18 protein-coding genes are annotated in these 16,170 nt (G+C 57.5%); 8 read left to right on the top strand and 10 right to left on the bottom strand.

Annotated features, from left to right (window positions below):
* Positions 1-21: 21 nt before the first annotated feature.
* A complete protein-coding gene (locus A8710_RS04805) occupies positions 22-1,236 on the top strand; it encodes an iron-containing alcohol dehydrogenase (RefSeq protein WP_068858365.1) in 1,215 nt (404 codons plus the stop codon).
* A gap of 26 nt (positions 1,237-1,262) precedes the next feature.
* Here A8710_RS04805 and A8710_RS04800 read toward each other — a convergent pair whose 3' ends face one another.
* The 3 genes from A8710_RS04800 to A8710_RS04790 form a co-directional block, all read right to left on the bottom strand.
* A complete protein-coding gene (locus A8710_RS04800; protein ID WP_068858364.1) occupies positions 1,263-1,721 on the bottom strand; it encodes a hotdog fold domain-containing protein in 459 nt (152 codons plus the stop codon).
* A 66-nt stretch (positions 1,722-1,787) separates the two neighbouring features.
* A complete protein-coding gene (locus tag A8710_RS04795) occupies positions 1,788-2,282 on the bottom strand; it encodes a TspO/MBR family protein (protein WP_068858363.1) in 495 nt (164 codons plus the stop codon).
* Positions 2,283-2,308: 26 nt separating this feature from the next.
* A complete protein-coding gene (locus A8710_RS04790; RefSeq protein ID WP_068860586.1) occupies positions 2,309-3,340 on the bottom strand; it encodes an RNA methyltransferase in 1,032 nt (343 codons plus the stop codon).
* 143 nt (positions 3,341-3,483) lie between these two features.
* On the opposite strand from A8710_RS04790, the gene A8710_RS04785 reads away from it, so the two are divergent.
* Positions 3,484-4,284: a hypothetical protein gene (locus A8710_RS04785; protein WP_068858362.1), complete on the top strand. Its 801-nt coding sequence runs from the start codon at positions 3,484-3,486 to the stop codon at positions 4,282-4,284.
* On the opposite strand, the gene A8710_RS04780 is transcribed toward A8710_RS04785, so the two are convergent.
* Positions 4,264-5,298 carry a helix-turn-helix domain-containing protein gene (locus tag A8710_RS04780; RefSeq protein WP_068858361.1) on the bottom strand — a complete coding sequence of 345 codons (1,035 nt, stop codon included), beginning with the start codon at positions 5,296-5,298 and terminating at the stop codon, positions 4,264-4,266. The genes A8710_RS04785 and A8710_RS04780 overlap by 21 nt on opposite strands.
* A gap of 146 nt (positions 5,299-5,444) precedes the next feature.
* Here A8710_RS04780 and A8710_RS04775 point away from each other — a divergent pair, with 146 nt between their 5' ends.
* The gene (locus tag A8710_RS04775) at positions 5,445-6,164 is read left to right on the top strand and encodes an esterase/lipase family protein (RefSeq protein WP_068858360.1); all 720 of its coding nucleotides are present in this window, start codon (positions 5,445-5,447) and stop codon (positions 6,162-6,164) included.
* A gap of 3 nt (positions 6,165-6,167) precedes the next feature.
* On the opposite strand, the gene A8710_RS04770 is transcribed toward A8710_RS04775, so the two are convergent.
* The 6 genes from A8710_RS04770 to A8710_RS04745 all read right to left on the bottom strand — a co-directional run bounded on the left by A8710_RS04770 (position 6,168) and on the right by A8710_RS04745 (position 10,499).
* Positions 6,168-7,760 (bottom strand): GMC family oxidoreductase, encoded by a 1,593-nt coding sequence (locus A8710_RS04770; protein ID WP_068858359.1) that lies wholly within the window; start codon positions 7,758-7,760, stop codon positions 6,168-6,170.
* A gap of 178 nt (positions 7,761-7,938) precedes the next feature.
* Positions 7,939-8,559, bottom strand: coding sequence for a Fic/DOC family protein (locus tag A8710_RS04765; RefSeq protein ID WP_068858358.1), 621 nt, complete (start codon positions 8,557-8,559; stop codon positions 7,939-7,941).
* Positions 8,556-8,741, bottom strand: coding sequence for an antitoxin VbhA family protein (locus tag A8710_RS04760; protein WP_068858357.1), 186 nt, complete (start codon positions 8,739-8,741; stop codon positions 8,556-8,558). Before A8710_RS04760 ends, A8710_RS04765 begins: the two co-directional genes overlap by 4 nt.
* 81 nt (positions 8,742-8,822) lie before the next feature.
* On the bottom strand, positions 8,823-9,170 hold the full coding sequence (locus A8710_RS12390) for an HVO_A0114 family putative DNA-binding protein (protein ID WP_068858356.1): 348 nt from the start codon (positions 9,168-9,170) through the stop codon (positions 8,823-8,825).
* Positions 9,167-9,538: a toxin-antitoxin system TumE family protein gene (locus A8710_RS04750; protein ID WP_198341619.1), complete on the bottom strand. Its 372-nt coding sequence runs from the start codon at positions 9,536-9,538 to the stop codon at positions 9,167-9,169. Before A8710_RS04750 ends, A8710_RS12390 begins: the two co-directional genes overlap by 4 nt.
* A gap of 148 nt (positions 9,539-9,686) precedes the next feature.
* A complete protein-coding gene (locus tag A8710_RS04745; protein WP_068858354.1) occupies positions 9,687-10,499 on the bottom strand; it encodes a class I SAM-dependent methyltransferase in 813 nt (270 codons plus the stop codon).
* A 178-nt stretch (positions 10,500-10,677) separates the two neighbouring features.
* Between A8710_RS04745 and A8710_RS04740 the strand changes: the two genes are divergently transcribed.
* From A8710_RS04740 to A8710_RS04720, 5 genes are all read left to right on the top strand, one after another.
* The gene (locus tag A8710_RS04740) at positions 10,678-10,902 is read left to right on the top strand and encodes an antitoxin MazE family protein (protein ID WP_068858353.1); all 225 of its coding nucleotides are present in this window, start codon (positions 10,678-10,680) and stop codon (positions 10,900-10,902) included.
* Complete coding sequence (locus A8710_RS04735; RefSeq protein ID WP_068858352.1) at positions 10,902-11,225, top strand: type II toxin-antitoxin system PemK/MazF family toxin; 324 nt, start codon at positions 10,902-10,904, stop codon at positions 11,223-11,225. The genes A8710_RS04740 and A8710_RS04735 overlap by 1 nt, the downstream gene beginning before the upstream one ends.
* An 87-nt stretch (positions 11,226-11,312) precedes the next feature.
* A complete protein-coding gene (locus tag A8710_RS04730) occupies positions 11,313-14,765 on the top strand; it encodes a class I SAM-dependent DNA methyltransferase (RefSeq protein WP_068858351.1) in 3,453 nt (1,150 codons plus the stop codon).
* 260 nt (positions 14,766-15,025) lie between these two features.
* Positions 15,026-15,427, top strand: coding sequence for a hypothetical protein (locus A8710_RS04725; protein ID WP_068858350.1), 402 nt, complete (start codon positions 15,026-15,028; stop codon positions 15,425-15,427).
* A gap of 36 nt (positions 15,428-15,463) precedes the next feature.
* Positions 15,464-16,135 carry a hypothetical protein gene (locus A8710_RS04720; RefSeq protein WP_068858349.1) on the top strand — a complete coding sequence of 224 codons (672 nt, stop codon included), beginning with the start codon at positions 15,464-15,466 and terminating at the stop codon, positions 16,133-16,135.
* The last annotated feature ends 35 nt before the right edge of the window (positions 16,136-16,170 follow it).

The raw sequence follows: 16,170 nt of genomic DNA, 5'->3' as shown, positions 1-16,170 counted from the left end.
ATTCATTGGAGTTGCCACACCATGTCCGCACTAACTAACCGCCTAAAGGCTCTCCCAAAACTCAGCGCCATCTGGGCCATCGGTAAAGTGTTGGCGGTGCCACGGCCTCTGGTGTTGTTTGGTGAAGGCTCAGCTGTGCGTTTATGTCATAGCATCGCCGACCAAGGGCATAAGCGCGTTCTCGTCATTACGGATGATGTTTTAGCCAAGCTGGGTACGATTGACCCGTTGGTTGCCGCCCTCAATGCGCGAGGCGTTATCACCGAAATTTTTACCGGCGTTCGACCAGACCCGACCTTTGAAATTGTGGAAGCCGGATTGCAAGCCTGCCAGCAGGCACGTGCTGATGCCCTTCTGGTGATTGGCGGCGGATCGGCCATTGATGCCGGAAAAGTCATCGCCCTCGCGGCCACCACGGGTAAAACGCCTCAACAATTGGTGGGCGTTCTTAAAGGTCGGCAACCCGCCCTACCATTCTTTGTGGTGCCCTCCACCTCGGGCACCGGCTCTGAGGCGAGCGTGGCCGCTGTCATTTCAGATAGCAGCACACATGTGAAAGCCTTGGTGGTGGATCCTGGTTTAGTGCCCCTGGCCGCCGCGCTAGATCCGCTCATCACACAAGGTATGCCAGCTTCCGTGACCGCAGAAACAGGGATTGATGCCCTCACGCATGCCCTCGAGGGCTGGATGAGTCTGTTTGCCAACGAGCAAACCGATGGCTACAACCGAACGGCGGTGCGCCTGATTTTGAATAACCTAGAGACTGCTTGTACTGAGCCTAACAACCTAGCCGCGCGTGACGCGATGGCACTGGGATCTCATTATGCCGGCCTGTGCCTGAGCACGTCGGCGGTGGGTTATGTGCATGCCATTGCCCATCAACTCGGCGCTCGATACGGCGTGCCGCATGGTCGTGCGAATGCCATGGTATTACCGCATGTGTTGGCGTTTAACCAACCGGCTTGCCTGAAGAAGCTCGCCAGTTTGTCTCGCGATCTTGAGCTAGCACCTGCCGGTGCAACCGATACCGTCGCGGCCAACGCACTGTCTACACGGGTCAGCGACTTACTCGCGCGTTTGCCGATACGCCGCAGCGGCAGCATGATTCAACGCAGTGATTACGCGCGCATGGCCACCGACGCGCTGACCGAAGCCCATGGCATGTATGCCGTGCCGCGCTACATGGATGAGCAGGATGTTTATCGTGTTTTGGATGGGGTGGCCGCTAACGCCTAAACCAGCGCGCTATAGAGAACTGAAACTTACTTTTTCGGCGACACCCACATGGCAATCACCGCCTGAAACACAGGCACGCCGTGGGTGTCGCTGACGACGATTTTCACCGGATACTCACTCGCTCCGGACCAATCGATGTCTGCCATGGGCGTGGCGACTGCCACTAAATCGGTGGTGGCTTTTTTCAAGTACTCAACCGTCATACCCTTTGGAATCCAACGGTGTGTCGACGGTACGGTAACCTCCGTCATGGAGCCTCCCGCCAGCTCGGCCATATTGCACATGGCAATGGCATGCACGGTATCTAAATGATTCAGCACACTCCTGCGCTTACGCATGTGCACTTCACAATAGCCTGGCTTTAACGCCTCAAATTGTGGGCGGATACTGCCAAAGTAAGGAGCTTTCAAGCACAGCGCGCGCGAGAAAATCCATTTCCCGCCAGGCTGGCTGCTGAGTTTATTCCACATCGCTAAGGTGTTCATATTCATCCATTCCTACTGTGAAAGTGCCGAGGCTTTTTGCCAGGCTGCATGTCGTACCGTTAGCGCCTAAAGTGCTAACGGATTCAACTGCAACAAGGAAAAATTCAGTGCAGCTGCAAAGCTGACCCAGGCTAAGTACGGCAGCAGCAATAGCGCCGCCACACGATGAATAGCCCAGAAGCGATTGATGGTGATGGCAATTAAGCTCCATAGCAGGGCAATTTCCACCAACGCCCAATCGCCCTGCTGCCAAGCAAAAAACAACCACGTCCACAGCGCATTAAACGCCAGCTGAACGCCGTACACGGTCAGTGCCGGGCGCACTTGAGTGTCTGCACGACGACGCCAAATCAGCCAGGCGGCCACGGCCATTAAGATGAATAAAACTGTCCACACCGGGCCGAATAACCAGCCCGGTGGTGCCCAGCTCGGCTGCACGAGTTGACCGTAAAAATCTTTGGCCGACACCGAGGCGACAGCGCCCACGCCCGCCGTAACAAAACTCAAAACAAGGAAAGCAGCTAAGGCCAGCAGGTCGCGTAGGCGTGATGGGTGAGTCATCTTAATTTCCTTAACTAGCCGTAGACTTAAGTGGCCGTGAAGAAGACGGAGCGCGCGCGAAGCTGACCACAACCGCCAGCTACATCTTGCCCTGCACTATTTCGCACGCGACTCAGTACCCCGCGATGATTGAGCTCGCGCACGATCTCCACCGTACGCTCATCATCGGGTCGTTGCCACGCTTCACCGGGCATACCCTCTGCCTCGGCGGCATTAAAGGGGATTAAATTGAGCACGGCATATTTGCCCTTCACTAAAGACACAATGGCATCGACTTCGTCCTGACCATCGTTCACGCCCTTGAGCAAGGTCCATTGCAGCTGAATGGGGTAGCCCACCCATCGGGCATAGGCCTCGCCCAGCTCCAGCAGCTCATCCGGCGCAATCTTCGGCGCTTTCGGCAACAGATATTCGCGCAGATCGGCCTTGGTGGTGTGCAGCGACAATGCCAGCGCCGGCTTCACGCGCAGCTCGGGCAGACGCTCGAATACACGCCTATCGCCAACGGTGGAAAACACCAGATTTTTGTGGCCAATGCCGCCCAGCGTACCGAGGATGTCGATGGCCTCCAGCACATTGTCGAGGTTGTGCGCCGGCTCGCCCATGCCCATGAACACGACTTTTTTCACCGACCGTCGCCGCCGCGCCTGCACCACCTGCGCCACGATCTCCAGGCTGCTGACTTGGCGCAGTAAGCCGCTTTTGCCGGTCATGCAAAATCGACAAGCTACCGCGCAACCCACCTGCGACGACACACAAACGCCATCGCGCGGCAGCAGCACGGTCTCCACCATCTGGCCATCGGGGATATCCACCAGAAGGCGTGATGAGCCATCGGCACCCGGATGCTCGGAGCGCACCCGCGCCAGCGCATCGAGGTCGGCACTGAGTTGCGGCAGGCCGGCACGCACCGACTTGGGCAGGAAATCGTCGGTGGGCTGATGCCGTCGGCCCGTATCCAGCGGCTGGCCTTTTAGCCAAGCGCGGATCACCACATCGCGATGGATGGGGCGAGCGCCAAGGTCGGCGAAGCGTTGATAAAGGTCAGAGAGGCGCATAGGCGCGGAGGTTACCATTGCGCAACAGCCTGCGCATGAGCAACACCTTGATTCTGGCGAGTTCAGCATGAAATTGGCGACATCAGCATAAGACGAGCTGTTGCAATACACAGCGAAATTCCGAACACCGCTATGGAGCCGCCATGACACCCCGTCACTCGCATCAATTCGCCATCGTTCTGCTCGCCGCATCCGTCATGCTTGAAATCGCCCTGCTGGCTGGCGTTTTCAGCCTGCCGGATGCTATTTATCACAGCCTGCATCTGGCCTTCATGGCCATGCTGATCGGCTCGCAACTGGCGCTGTATCTGACGGCCGATGCCCAACTGCGGAGCAGGAGATACGCGCTCTGGTTCGCCGTCGGCGCCGCCTTCACGATGGTCGGCGACTACATCAACGGCACACTCAGCAGCGTGCAACCGGTATCGCTGAAACTGACCTGGGCCATGCTGCTCTTCGGCATCGGCTACGGCCTCTACATTCTGGCGCTGTGGCAACATGGCCGCACCCAGTTTGCCAACGCCCCAGCAAGCAAAGTGCTGCTGCTGGGCATGGCGCTGCAGAATCTGATCGTCAATGTCTTGCTGTGGACCTGGTTCGTCGAGGCCAATCTGCAAGGCCACGATCTGCTTTACTACGGCTCCTTCGTGTTCAACGCGACCCTCTATGTGCTGATGCCGCTGCTGGCCTTCCGCTTCTACCAGGTGAGCCAATACAGTACCGGCGCGCTAATCGTGCTGATCGGCAGCGTGCTGATTCCGTACTCCGACCTGGTGCTGTTCAACTCCTGGCTGAAAGCGGGCGATCCGCCCGTGGCGACTTTCGAGCTGTATGCGCTGAACTGGGTTGTCTACTTTGGCGGCCAAGTTCTGATCTCGCGCTTTCCGGCACTGGCGCTGGAAGCCGATGCATCGCGCTCTGGCTCAGTTTCGTCCCGCTCGTAACGCGGTAGGCGTCACTCCCCGACAACGACGAAACGCACGCGTAAAGGCGGCGGCATCCTGAAAACCGGCCGTCGCTGCCACCTGCGCAACCGGCTTGTCGGTTTCCAGCAAAAGCAGCTCCGCGTACTCGCAACCGACCTCGGTACGCAAACGCGGCAGCGTCGCCCCCTCCTCCTGCAAGCGCCGGCTCAGCGTACGCGAAGACATCGCCAGCTGAGCCGCCAGCGCTTCAATGGTCAGCGTACGGTTCTCACGCAAGGCCTGCTGCAACCTGCGCCTCACATCCGCTGTAACCGGACTGGACACGCCCAGTAGCCGAGCCTGCTGCTCCAGTCCCGCTTTCAGCACACGGTGAGACGACACACTGGGGGTGAGCAACGGAATCGCCAAGGCCTCTTTATCCAGTACCAGCTTGTTCTGCGTGCTGCCAAAAACGAAACGACACGGAAAGGCACGCTCATAATCCTCAACGCGACCCATCGGCGCATGGGTGAAATGCATCTCCGGCAGCAGCGCCGGCTGGCGGCTCAGGAAAGGCGCAAGCTGCATGAACGCCGCCAGCACCGTTTCGGTGAAGAAATGCGAGACCAGCCCAAAATCAAAACGCGGCTCGGCAATCAGATGTACTCGCCCCTGAGTATCCTGCCGCCGCAGCGTGTAGGCCGGCATGACCAAGGGAAAATAATGCAGTGCGCCATCCAGTGCCTCGCCTAAGGTACGCGCGGTAATGGCCAGCATGCCCATGGCACCGTGGCTGGTCACCGGGAAATGCTGAATGAAGCTGACCAGCGGCGGCATGCCCGGCGGGCAGATCGCCAGCATCCATTCGTTGGAGCGGCGCAGCTGTACACCGGTGAGTGAATGACCGGGCATGTCGCCCGGTAGCCAGGCAATACCACAGTGCCGGTAGTAGGCCGCAACATCGCCGCCACAGGCGCGCGTCAACGCCTCACCCACATCGAGATACTGAGTGGGGAAAATCAACTGCTGCAGAATGGCGTCAGGTGTGGGCATGGGGTGATAGTAGCGCGATAGCGGACAGGCAATCAGCCTGCACGTTAAACTTCACAGACCAAGCGCTACCCCAAATGCCGACAGGACTTCCGACAGTGCCAAACGCACGACTTCATCACCTGCTTGCCGCCGCAGTAATTTGCCTGATGTCGACACTTGCCGTGGCAAACGACGCACTGGGTCTGCCCACCGGGCTCGTTAATGCCGACTGCGACCCGCAGAGCAAGCAAACCCCCATCGTGCTGATTCACGGCACCTTTGCCAGCACCCGACGCGCCTTCTCCAGCCTGGCCCCGGCGCTCAAAGCCGACGGGCATTGCCTGTTCGCGCTGAATTACGGGCGTCAGGGGCCACTCAGTCCTTACGGCACGATGGACATCAACCAGTCTGCGCAACAGATCAGTGATTTCGTGAACCTCGTGCTGGTGCGCACGGGCGCAACGAAGGTCACGTTGATCGGGCACTCCCAGGGCGGCCTGCTGGCCTTCATGATCGCCCGATCAGCGCCTCTGGCAGGAAAGATTGATCGCCTCGTGGCGCTGGCGCCCAGCCTGAACGGCACCACGCGAGTGCCCGCTGGGATGTCCATGAAGCATTGCCCGGCCTGCGCCCAGCAATCCGACCAATCTGCCTTCCTGCAAGCGTTTCATCAGGAAAAAGTGAATCCGCCCGGCGTGCGCTCGCTGATTCTCGCTACACGCCAAGACCTGGTGGTAACGCCCGTGGAGCGTCAGTTTATGGATGAACCTGATGTCACCAATATCCTGCTGCAAGACAAGTACCCGAAGGCGGTGGCAACGCACTCCGGGCTGCTGCATGTAGCGGGAACCCTCACGCTGGTGAGGGAGTTTCTGGAGCAGCCTTGACAGTCAGCCCTGCCTGATCAGATCCGCCGCCTTCTCCGCGATCATGATGGCCGGAGCATTGGTGTTGCCACCGATGATGGTCGGCATGATCGACGCATCGACCACGCGCAGGCCTTCAATGCCGTGCACGCGTAGCGAAGGATCGACCACCGCCAGGTCATCGATACCCATCTTGCAGGTCCCCACCGGGTGGTACACCGTGTCCGTGCGTTGGCGCAGGACGGCGCGGATGTCCTCGTCGCTCTGCACATGAGCGGTGAACGGATCTTCGGTGATGAACTTCGCCAGCGCCGGCGCTTTCATCAGCGTCTCGGTCATCTTGTAGCCGGCGACCAGCTCCTCCACATCCGCTGGGTCCGACAGGAATTGAGGATCAATCAGCGGCGGGCTGTCCGGGTTACTGTCACGCAGCGTCACCGAGCCCGTGCTGCGCGGGCGCAGCAGGCAGACATGGCAAGACAGACCGTGGCCCGGATGCAGCGTACGGGCGTGGTCATCCACCAGCGCAATGACGAAGTGCAGCTGGATATTCGGCGCGGGCAAGTCCGGGCTGGTCTTCAGGAAAGCGCCACCCTCGGCGAAATTCGAGCTAACCAGGCCGCGGCGCTCACGACGGTATCGTGCGATCTGCTTGAACAGGTGCAGACCGCCCTTGAGCGAAATGCCGAGCAGATTGCTGTCGCTGGACTTGTAGCCAAAGATGAAGTCCGGGTGATCCTTGAGGTTCTTGCCCACGCCCGGCAGATGATGCACGACCGGGATGCCATGCTTCTGCAGCTCGGCGGCATCGCCAATGCCGGACAGCATGAGCAGTTGCGGCGACTGGAAGGCACCGGCGCACAAAATAACCTCCTTACGCGCCATCACGGTCAGCAGGCGGCCGCCCTGCTTGTACTCCACGCCCACCGCGCGCTTGCCCTCGAACAGGATGCGCTGCGTCTGCGCGCCAGTTTCCACCCGCAGATTGGGGCGCGTGTCCAGATGCGGCTTGATGTAGCCGCGATACGATGACCAGCGCTCACCGTTCTCTTGGGTGACCTGATACAGGCCCACACCTTCCTGCTCGGCACCATTGAAGTCGTCGCTGATCGGGTAGCCGACCTGGCGCGCAGCCTCCAAATAATGGCTTTGAAACGGGTTATCGGTCTGCAGATCACTGACCACCAGCGGACCACCCTGCCCGTGCAGCTCATTCTTGATGCGGCGATTATCTTCGGAGCGCTTGAAGTACGGCAGCACCTCATCAAAGGACCAGCCGGCATTGCCCAGCGCCGCCCATTCATCATAATCGTTGCGATGACCACGGATGTAGGCCATGGCATTGATGGACGATGAGCCACCCAGCACCTTGCCACGCGGCTGATAGCCCTTGCGACCGTTCAGGCCTGGCTGCGGCACGGTCTCGAAGGCCCAGTTGTTGAACTTCTTGGGCACCATCAGCACCACCGCCGCCGGCGTGTTCACCAGCCAGTTATCACCTTTACCACCAGCTTCCAGCAGCAGTACCTGAGCATTGGCATCCTCACTGAGACGGCCAGCCAAGGCGCAGCCGCTGGAGCCGCCACCCACGATCAGGTAATCCACTGTGCTTTGCATGCTGCGCTCCGATTTTTTTGTTATGCGTATAGAGAAATGTCTGGCGCGATATTAGCTTGCTTGTGACGCAGTGGTCATGCACAAAACTGACAAAAGTATGGTTTTTGCGCTCAACGCTGGCTCGTCACTTATGTGTTGAAGAAGGTATAGAACGAGCGATGTGCCGACCTAAATTGATTCAAATCAAAATGATGTGCAGCCGCAGCAAATGACTCAGCTTGCTAAAATCCGCGTCATGCTGGCGAGCTGCGCGACATGCCAAAGCCATCTGCTCGCCGGAAATGGCCGTCCATTCGAAAGCAAACCCCGAAAGCTCGGCTAATTGATCCAGCAGAATGCGTTGCGATCTGCCATTACCTTCGCGAAACGGATGCATGGCATTGATGCGCCCCAAGAAATAGCCTGCACGCGTCGCAAAGTCGGTCCTGGGCAGATTTCGCAGAAGACTTTCATCATGCAAATCAGCGAATACTTCCAGCGCCTTAGCCTCGATCAAGCGATATGGCAGGAACAGATTCCCACCTTTGGCGATTTCCGTATGGCGTAGCATGCCAGCCCAAGGATAAATATCACCAAACATCCATTGATGAATCAGGCACAAATGATGCAAATCGAAGGTCGGCTCAACCGGCGACTGAATCAGCTCGGCATATGCGGCTGCACTGATTTTTTCTTCAGCTTCGTTGAGCAACCGGGTGTCAGTGATTCCCAGACTATTGAGCAAACAGGTGGAGCCGGGAATCAGGTAGGGGTCTTCATCCTGAATGTCGTAGTGCTCATAGCCCGCGACAACGGTCATGCAGAGGCTTTCTGCGTGTACTGGGCAATCAAGGCTTGCTTGACCTCGCTGGCCGAGACTTGGCCACTAGCAATTTCAAGCATGGTGCGCTGAGTCTGAGCAGACAGGCGAATGCCCTCGATAGCCATGGAGCCTATGGCTTGCTGAACCTTGAAGACTGTTAATTCGGCTGGAGTACGCATGGGCCCAAGATAACTCCAATACGCTCAAAAACAAAGAGACGCGACGAGCGTCTGTTCCCACTACCTGCGTTCAGATGATGCTCAAGCCACAATTCTGAACTCGGTTGCCTTGGCAATCGGGCGCACCTGACGACTCTCTCGCTTCATCTCCACAAATCCGTAATTCGACATAGTCTTGAGCGTACGAGAAAGATTGCCAGGCTTGCGGCCCGTAAGCTCGGCCAGCGACGCGATGGATTGCGGCTTGGCCTCTTGGATGATCTTGAGTAGCGCACGATTCTCGTCGCTCAGCACTTCGGCCAGCGAACGCATGGAGGTGAACCAAATCTTGGGCTCACCCGGCTTGGGCTTGTACTCACCCTTCGCAATCGCCAGCATGCGCTCGCGAATGCGCTCCTGCGGCAATATGCCAATCACGACGGTTTTCATGATCCTCGGATCTCCTGTAACACGCGATCGACTTCCGTGAAGAAGTCGCTCAGCAGCTGATGGGCATCGCGAAACGCGTAGGGCACGCCCTTGTCACTGACATGCCGATGCCGGTGGTCATAGGGCAACCGCGTCCCCGCATACTTGAACTTGCCTGGTGGCTTGACGGCATGGGCGTTGTCATAGCCCAGAATTCGCCCACCATAAGGTTCGTGCAGAGTCAGCGAGTAGCGGACACCATGCGGAATGTCCGAGGAAGCCCCCACACGCCAAGCCTCGATCTTGATCCAGTAGCCATTGCCCTGATCAATGACCTGGTCGTGAAGGTCCACAAGTGTAGTGATGCCCGGATCTTCATGTGCGCTCAAGAGTATCATCCGATGATAGCTATTGTCACTGAACGTGACGTTTCAAGCGGGACTGGCCCGCTGCGTCCTAATGCTTAAGAAGTCTAGTACAGCAAAGACGAGCTCGCTGCGGCAAGCCAAAAAAGCCTGCGCTTGTCGCCAGAAATCACTACTTCTCGACAGTCACAACCAGCGCCTGAATTTTGCCATCCACGGCATTCGGCCCAAACCTTTGCGCAAGTGCAGCGGCCGCCTTGTCGGTCGCCTCGCCAAGTCGCAAAGCATCGCGCGCTTCGATCTCGCTGCGCAGGGGCGAGCCCTGGCAGTAGGCAATGGCAGGCTCGCGGGCCGATGGTGCCCGGCTGCGCGCCGTGATGGTCTCTATTCGAGGTGACTTGGTGAAGCCGGCGGCCGCAAGGTCCTGCGCGATGATCGAGCGGTCATGGTAGCCGTAGGGTGCGCGTGACAGGAATCGCGGCGGATCGTCCGGGAAGACGGCCGCAAGCGTCGTCGCAATCGTGTCGGCGAACTCGTTGTGCGAGAGGCTGTTCCACACATTGAACACGAAGATGCCGCCCGGCTTGAGCACGCGACGCGCTTCGGAAAATGCCTTGGCTTTGTCCGGGAAGAACATCGCGCCGAACTGGCAGACGACCGCGTCGAACTCGCCATCGTTGAACGGCAAGGCCATGGCATCGGCCTGCTGCCAGTGCACAGGTCGTGCGGTGCCTACCGCAGCGGCTTGGTCGAGCATGGCCTGATTGAGGTCAGTGGCAACAATGATCATGTTTTTGTTCGGGATGCTGGCAAGCGCTCGCGTCACCACGCCGGTGCCCGCCGCCACTTCCAGTATCCGGGAGATGTTCATGGCACCTGCGCGCCGCTTCAGATCCGCCGCGTAAGGCTCGAAGATCAGCGGGACGAGATGAGACTCGTAGATGGCCGGAATTGAGCCGGAGAAAACTTTGTCGATATCGGACATGGTCAAGCTCCTGCAGTAGCGGGAACAAGGAGGCGCGAATGACGATGAAGTATCGCACCCCTCGCTCTAGCGAAACATGAATCAGCAGTCTATACCTTTTATTGAACCGCCAGCACATGTTGCATGTAACACCACTTCTGCGCCAGAATGTTACATGAAACACAACAGGAGCCTCATCATGGCCAACCAACCTATCAATCAGCGCGTGCAGAAGCATCGCGATGCGCTGCGTGAAGCTGGGCTTCGCCCGGTGCAATTCTGGGTCATGGATACTCGTCGATCAGATTTTGCCGACATCGCGCGGCAGCAATGCCTGCTCGCCAATCAGGCCGATGCAGGCGATCACGAACTAGATACTCTGCTCGATGATGCGCTCTCCGACATTGACCACTGGACTGCCTGATGCGCGGCAATCTGGTGACCATTGTCACATCCGGCGACTTTGGCAAACCCCGCCCCGCCTTGATTTTGCAAGCTGATGCTTTCACCGCGCTGGACTCCGTGACCGTACTGCCCTTGACCAGCACGGTCACGCACTCACCACTATTCCGCATTCCTCTGCTGCCTGATGCGCGAAATGGCCTGAAAGCCGCCTCGCAGATCATGGTGGACAAGGCCGTGACAGTGCGCCGCGACAAACTGGGGCCGGCATTCGGTACCGTGGGAGCAGACACGCTGGTGGCGGTGGAGCGGGCATTGCTGGTGTTTCTCGGGATCGCTCGTTAACGGTCGTATCGCCGCAACATTTCCGACAGGCTACCTCTGTGAGCTTGCCAGCCGTTATAGTCGGCCACATAACTCAGGGAGCAGCATGTGAAGGACGCACTACCTACATTCATGGCCCGCTGGCAGCAAGCCGGCGGCACTGAACGCGCCAACTACCAGCTATTTCTAACCGAACTTTGCACCCTGCTCGACCTGCCGCTACCCGAGCCGGCCGGCGATGACACTCGCGACAACGCCTATGTGTTCGAGCGCCGCGTGATCATCAAGCAGCCGGACGGTAGCGAAAACAACGGTTTCATCGACCTCTACAAACGCGGCAGCTTTGTGCTGGAAGCCAAGCAAACCGGCAAAACGCTGGATAGCTCAGGCTGGGACAAAGCCATGCTCAAGGCCCACAACCAGGCCGACCAGTACGCCCGCGCCCTGCCCGCCGATGAAGGCCGGCCACCGTTCATTCTGGTGGTGGATGTGGGTCGCAACATTGAACTGTATGCCGAATTCAGCCGCTCCGGGGCCACTTACACGCCCTACCCCGATGCACGCAGCCATCGCATTCGGCTGGAAGACCTGCAAAACGAAGGCATCCGCGAACGCCTGCGCGCCGTGTGGACCGACCCGATGGCGCTGGACCCGGCGCGACGCTCGGCCAAAGTCACCCGCGAAATTGCCGACCAGCTCGCCAAGCTGGCGAAATCGCTGGAAGGCGGCGGCCACCCACCGCAGCTCGTGGCCAGCTTCCTCATGCGCGCCCTGTTCACCATGTTCGCCGAAGATGTGGGCCTGCTGCCGGAGCGCGGCTTCACGGAGTTGCTGCACAAGCTGCAGCACAAGCCCGACACCTTCGCGCCCATGGTCGAGCACCTGTGGCAAACCATGAACCAGGGCGGCTTCTCGCCGCTGCTGGAAACCACCGTGCTCAAGTTCAACGGCGGGCTGTTCGCCGAAGCGCATGCCATCCCGCTGAATCGCGACCAAATCGCCTTGCTGCTGAAAGCCTCCGAGGCGGACTGGCGCTATGTGGAGCCGGCCATTTTCGGCACCCTGCTAGAGCGTGCGCTAGACCCGCGCGAGCGGCACAAGCTGGGCGCGCACTACACGCCGCGTGCCTATGTGGAGCGGCTGGTGTTTCCCACGGTCATCGAACCGCTGCGCGCCGAATGGCAGGAAGTGCAGGCCGCCGCCCTGACCTATGAATCGTTGAACAAGCACAAAGACGCCGTGGCCGAAGTGCGCGCTTTCCACCACCACCTGTGTACCGTGCGCGTGCTGGACCCCGCCTGCGGCAGCGGCAACTTTCTGTATGTCACGCTAGAGCACATGAAGCGCCTGGAAGGCGAAGTGCTGAACCTGCTGCATGACCTGGGCGAATCGCAGGGCCTGCTGGAGCTGCAAGGCGTAACGGTAGACCCACACCAGTTTCTGGGGCTGGAAATCAACCCGCGCGCCGCGCGCATCGCCGAAATTGTGCTGTGGATTGGCTACCTGCAATGGCATTTCCGCACCTTCGGCGCGGTGAACCCGCCGGAGCCGGTGCTGCGTGACTTCAAGAACATCGAAAGCCGCGATGCCCTATTGAGCTACGACTCGGTGGAGCTACTGCGCGACGACACGAGCAAACCTGTGACGCGCTGGGATGGCCTGACCACCAAGACCAGCCCGATTACCGGCGAGCCGGTGCCCGATGAATCGGCGCAGGTGGAGCAGTCTGTGTATCGCAACCCGCGCAAAGCGGTGTGGCCGCAAGCGGATTATATTGTGGGGAATCCGCCGTTTATTGGCGCATCCACCATGCGCCGCGCCTTGGGTGATGGCTATGTGGATGCCGTGCGCAATACCTGGAAGGCCGTGCCAGAATCTGCCGATTTTGTGATGTATTGGTGGCACATTGCCGCCGAAAGTGTGCGCGCTGGACAGGCCAAGCGATTCGGCTTTATTACCACCAACAGCATTCGCCAGACTTTTAATCGCCGCGTAATTCAAGAGCAGTTAAGTGCCAAGAATCCGCTGTCGCTGGCCTTTGCCATTCCTGACCATCCGTGGGTGGATTCGGCCGATGGTGCCGCTGTGCGAATTGCGATGACGGTTGGCTACGTGAGCTCCGAGCGTGGCCGGCTACTGCTGGTACGAGAGGAGTTCGGCAATGCACTAAGCCAAGATGAGATTGAAGTTAATTTACAGGAACGGCATGGTCGATTATTTGCTGACTTGAAGGTTGGAGCAGATGTGGCTGGCGCTTCTCACTTAGCATCAAATAAAAAAATAGCTCTAAAAGGGTTTGAGCTTGGCAATCAAGGTTTTCTTGTCGATAAAGAGCAGGCTCGAATTTTACTTGAAGCAATTCCGGGCACATATAAAGTGCTTAAACCATATTTGAATGGCAGCCAACTAGTTGATGGTGCAATTAAGTATTACGTCTTAGATTTTCACGGGCTTAACAATACAAATTTGAGCATAGAGTATCCACAGCTTTACCAGTTGGTTTATGACCGTGTTAAAGATATGCGAACTTTAAACAGGGAGAATCGTACTGCTGAAAACTGGTGGCTATTTAGGCGATCTGGTCAAACACTTCGAGATGCGATTTCTGGACTTCAGTACTACGTAGCTACAACTAGAACTGCCAAGCACCGCGTTTTTCAGCTACTCAGTAGCGAAATAATTGCAGAGAGTAAAATCGTTGTTATTGCTATTGAAACCGGATATGAACTTGGGTGCTTAACTTCAAGAGTTCACGTAACCTGGGCAATGTCATCGGGAGCATGGTTAGGTATCGGTAATGACTCAACCTATAACCATACTGATTGTTTTGAAACTTTCCCGTTTCCTGATGCCAGCGTCGAGCAGCAGACGCTAGTCCGCGACCTGGCCGTGCGCCTAGATGCCCACCGTAAACGCCAACAAGCTCAACATCCTGAACTGACGCTGACCGGCATGTACAATGTGCTGGAAAAGCTGCGTAGCGGCGAGGCTCTGTCCGCCAAAGACAAGACCATCCACGAGCAGGGTTTGGTTTCCGTGCTGCGCGAACTGCACGACGAACTCGACCGCGCCGTGTTCACCGCCTATGGCTGGGATGACTTGGCCGACAAGTTGGTCGGCCTGCCCGGCGCAACCACGCCGCTGCCAGACAAATCTGAAGCACAGGCCGAAGCCGAGGAAGAATTGCTACGCCGTTTAGTTGCCCTAAACGCTGAACGCGCTGCCGAAGAAGCCAAGGGCCATGTGCGTTGGCTGAGGCCTGAATATCAAAACCCCTCGGCCCATCACACACCCGTTCAGCAAGAGGCTGATCTTGAAGAAACAAGCGATGACGCCATCGCGCCAATCCCTGCTAGCACAAACAAGCAAGCCTGGCCGAAGCAGATGCGCGAGCAAGTGGCTGCAGTACGATTGGCTCTCAGCACAGGTCAACAGACTATTGAAGAAGTCGCGAACCACTACAAGCGCTCACCCGTGCAATCGGTTCAGTCCGTGCTGGATGCATTGCAGGACTTAGGTATGGTGATTTGTGAAGAGCGGCGATATCGATTGGCGGGCTGAAAGGCGTTCGAAAGCAAGCGCTCACATGAGCGCTTGCTTTGAATCGGCGGCCTTTACGATATATCTAGCTGGTTGCTCCGATTGCAGCCTGCTGGCATGCTCAAGGCCAGAGAATTTGCGGTATTTGTCGGGAAGGAGTGCTGTGTCTGTTGTACCAAGGTATTGAAGGCATTGCTCTTCTCTCCGATTGATATAGTAGGCGAAACTTATTACGCCGTAATGCTGCGGAACAAACCAAGTTAGGTCTTTGGAGAAACATCATGAACATTGGACAAACACAAAATTCATCGTTGTCGTTTTACAAAGCATTCCAGCGCTGCATGGAGCAGCGGCAAGTGGGTCCAGCTCAAATAGAGTTCTTGGTTGTGCCTGCTATTGTTTCGGCTGCCTTCTCCGTTGAACTGGGCATGAAAACACTTCTGCTCAGAAGAGATGACACGTTTAAGAGCCATAACCTTGAGAAATTATTCGGAAAATTGAATGGCAGCGAGCAGGCAGCCCTGATTGCAGCCGTTGGATTTACAGACGTCGACTTCAAGCGAGAGTTGGCTACCGTAGCAAATGCGTTTGAGGAGTGGCGATACATTTACGAGCAGAGCGCTGCGTCTGTAAATCTAGATTTTCTGCAGAAGCTTGCCACTGCAGTTCAGGGGCTCCTGTGAGGCAAGACCTAACAACAGGTTAAGGATCAAGTACTCATGATCGAAACGCTCTTAGCCGCATACAAGCGAAGTGACCGCGACATAGACGCGTTGACGTATGTGGTGATCGCCTTCTTGCTCGCCTTTGCCCTACGTGGAGCAATGTTGATTTACGAGTGCCGGCATCAAGAGCTTTGGCCATTGCTGCCTCAAGTTGTTCCGCTTCTATCGGTCTTGGTCGCTGTCCGGATGGCAAATCGGCTGATCTCAAATGGCCACATCCTCAGAGAAGACGACAGGCGGCAAGAGCTTGTTAGAACAACCCATCACTTGATCGCGATCACGAAGGATCTGCATGCAAGGGTTGGCTATGCCAAGGAAATGCTCAGTGAAGGTGGCCGCCCCACGCTCGCGCTCGCGCAAATCGCCAAATCCATTGAAGAACGGTATGCGGAACTTCTGCAGCGTGACGGCTTCCGATTCATGCCAGGTACTTGCGTCGACATAATCGTCCGAATCTCCGGCGACATTTTTGGAATCGGTGTCTTGGCCGAAGGAATGAAAGTGGCTATGTCTGAAAAGCCAGCGCACGCGCTTACTCCAATTCCAGTCAACGCAAGTCTTCCGCCGCCGCCTCGCTTCGACGAGTTGTTGAGCGATCTTCAACAGCTTCTCGACCAGCTGTATGAGTTGCGGCAGTCGATTGACGGCGCTAAGGAGAAAGAATGATACCTAACCTGGCGTGGCTTGCTTAGGGCCTGCGA

The organism is Perlucidibaca aquatica (assembly GCF_001676655.1).
GTDB lineage: Bacteria > Pseudomonadota > Gammaproteobacteria > Pseudomonadales > Moraxellaceae > Perlucidibaca > Perlucidibaca aquatica.
The sequence above is the reverse complement of the archived record's forward strand: the minus strand, read 5'-3'. Positions and strand labels throughout refer to the sequence as shown.

Coding starts and splice junctions, on each gene's coding strand:
- A8710_RS04760 (WP_068858357.1), bottom strand. CDS start 8,741: ATGCGTACTCCAGCCGAATTAACAGTCTTCAAGGTTCAGCAAGCCATA.
- A8710_RS04735 (WP_068858352.1), top strand. CDS start 10,902: ATGCGCGGCAATCTGGTGACCATTGTCACATCCGGCGACTTTGGCAAA.
- A8710_RS04805 (WP_068858365.1), top strand. CDS start 22: ATGTCCGCACTAACTAACCGCCTAAAGGCTCTCCCAAAACTCAGCGCC.
- A8710_RS04775 (WP_068858360.1), top strand. CDS start 5,445: ATGTCGACACTTGCCGTGGCAAACGACGCACTGGGTCTGCCCACCGGG.
- A8710_RS12390 (WP_068858356.1), bottom strand. CDS start 9,170: ATGAAAACCGTCGTGATTGGCATATTGCCGCAGGAGCGCATTCGCGAG.
- A8710_RS04780 (WP_068858361.1), bottom strand. CDS start 5,298: ATGCCCACACCTGACGCCATTCTGCAGCAGTTGATTTTCCCCACTCAG.
- A8710_RS04800 (WP_068858364.1), bottom strand. CDS start 1,721: ATGAACACCTTAGCGATGTGGAATAAACTCAGCAGCCAGCCTGGCGGG.
- A8710_RS04725 (WP_068858350.1), top strand. CDS start 15,026: ATGAACATTGGACAAACACAAAATTCATCGTTGTCGTTTTACAAAGCA.
- A8710_RS04720 (WP_068858349.1), top strand. CDS start 15,464: ATGATCGAAACGCTCTTAGCCGCATACAAGCGAAGTGACCGCGACATA.
- A8710_RS04765 (WP_068858358.1), bottom strand. CDS start 8,559: ATGACCGTTGTCGCGGGCTATGAGCACTACGACATTCAGGATGAAGAC.
- A8710_RS04795 (WP_068858363.1), bottom strand. CDS start 2,282: ATGACTCACCCATCACGCCTACGCGACCTGCTGGCCTTAGCTGCTTTC.
- A8710_RS04770 (WP_068858359.1), bottom strand. CDS start 7,760: ATGCAAAGCACAGTGGATTACCTGATCGTGGGTGGCGGCTCCAGCGGC.
- A8710_RS04740 (WP_068858353.1), top strand. CDS start 10,678: ATGGCCAACCAACCTATCAATCAGCGCGTGCAGAAGCATCGCGATGCG.
- A8710_RS04785 (WP_068858362.1), top strand. CDS start 3,484: ATGACACCCCGTCACTCGCATCAATTCGCCATCGTTCTGCTCGCCGCA.
- A8710_RS04790 (WP_068860586.1), bottom strand. CDS start 3,340: ATGCGCCTCTCTGACCTTTATCAACGCTTCGCCGACCTTGGCGCTCGC.
- A8710_RS04745 (WP_068858354.1), bottom strand. CDS start 10,499: ATGTCCGATATCGACAAAGTTTTCTCCGGCTCAATTCCGGCCATCTAC.